The organism is Streptomyces triticagri (assembly GCF_003429565.1).
Lineage (GTDB): Bacteria > Actinomycetota > Actinomycetes > Streptomycetales > Streptomycetaceae > Streptomyces > Streptomyces triticagri.
The window spans coordinates 1-1,390 of sequence record NZ_QUAK01000143.1; the positions used below are offsets into that span (position 1 = coordinate 1).

Genomic DNA, 1,390 nt, shown 5'->3' on the forward strand with positions numbered 1-1,390 from the left:
CCGTCCGGCGCGGCGGCAGGCCGGCGGCCCGCCGAGCGGGCTGCGGCGGGCAGCTCGGTGCCGGCCGAGTCGACGCCGGCGACCTCGTCGGCGCGGTGCACCGGCGCGGGGATGTCGGAGCTGTCCACCTCGGGTGCGGTCGGCCACTCCACCGATGCGGACGGCGCGGCGGGCGGAGCCGGCGCCTCGGCGCCGTTGATGGCGACCGTCGGATGGTCCACGGGCGGCTCGGGCACCTCGGAGAGGTTGTACCCGCACGCACCACAGAACAGGTCACCCGACTCCAGCGGCTCCTCGCAGCCGGGGCACGCGGACAACTGGTGCATCTGCGGCGTCACTCACTCTCACCTCGCCTTGGCGTGCAGGGCACGACTCGCTCGTCGGTCCGGGCGGACCGTGCGGACCGCCGACCGGGACACGGGCCCGGCCGGCCGGCTCAGACCCATGTCCGTGGACGGAATCGGTTGGCCCGTTCCACCAGTTCGATCCTCTCGTCACCGCGTTGCGCGAGCCTCGCCAGGGTCCGGTACGAGCGTTCCAGACCGAAGCGGAGCCCGCGCTCGTCCAGCGGGGCGCCCAGGAGCACCGTGTGCCCGCCGCCCTGGGGCGGAGCGGAACCGCGGCTACCGGAGAGTATCCAGTCGAGGGCCGTTCCGAGTACCTCGGTGGACAGCTCCTCCTGCCGGACCGCGTCCAGACCGAACTGGCGCAGCGCCTCGACCTGCCCCGCCGCCGCCGTCAGATCGTCCAGGAGCGGTTCGTGCACGGCCTGTTCACGCAGTCTTGCGCGCACCGCCGCGACCCGGGCCGCGGTGTAGTGGATGGACGCCTCCGGCACCGACTCGAGGGTGCGGACCGCCGAACGCCGGTCGCCCGCGGCGAGTTGCACCCGGGCCAGACCGAAGGCCGTACTCACATAGCTCGGGTCGGTGGTCCACACCAGGCGGTAGTACTCCGCCGCATTGTCCAACTGGCCGAGCACCTCCGCGCAGACGCCGAGGGCCAGCTTCGGCGCCGTGTCCCCGGGGAACGCGTCGTACACCGCGTCGAAGGACAGCGCCGAGGTCTCGAAGTCGCCCGTCGTCAGGGCCACCACGCCGCGGTACCAGACCACCCGCCAGTCGTCCGGGTGGCCGGTCTCCAGAGTGGTGAGCAGCCGGGTCGCCGCGTCGATGTCCTGCATCTCGAGCCGGGCCCGCAGCTCCCGCAGCCGGATCTCCAGGGACGGCGTCGGCGCGGACTGCAGGGCGCTGATCAGCTCGGCGGGCGCGGAGGCCATCAGGCCGGCGAGGAAGCCCGCGTTCGGATCGCCCGGGTCGACCCGGGGGACCGGCAGCGCGAGCGCCGCGGCGGGCGCGTCGAGCGCCCGCACCAGGCGGGCGCTCCCCGG

1 protein-coding gene and 1 pseudogene are annotated in these 1,390 nt (G+C 74.4%); both read right to left on the minus strand.

The features are described 5' to 3' along the window. Positions 1-338: pseudogene (locus tag DY218_RS34325) on the minus strand (serine/threonine-protein phosphatase); the annotation flags it as partial. A gap of 98 nt (positions 339-436) precedes the next feature. Further along, positions 437-1,390, minus strand: a 954-nt coding sequence (locus DY218_RS24340; RefSeq protein WP_128558278.1) for a tetratricopeptide repeat protein, incomplete at its 5' end; no start/stop codon positions are given.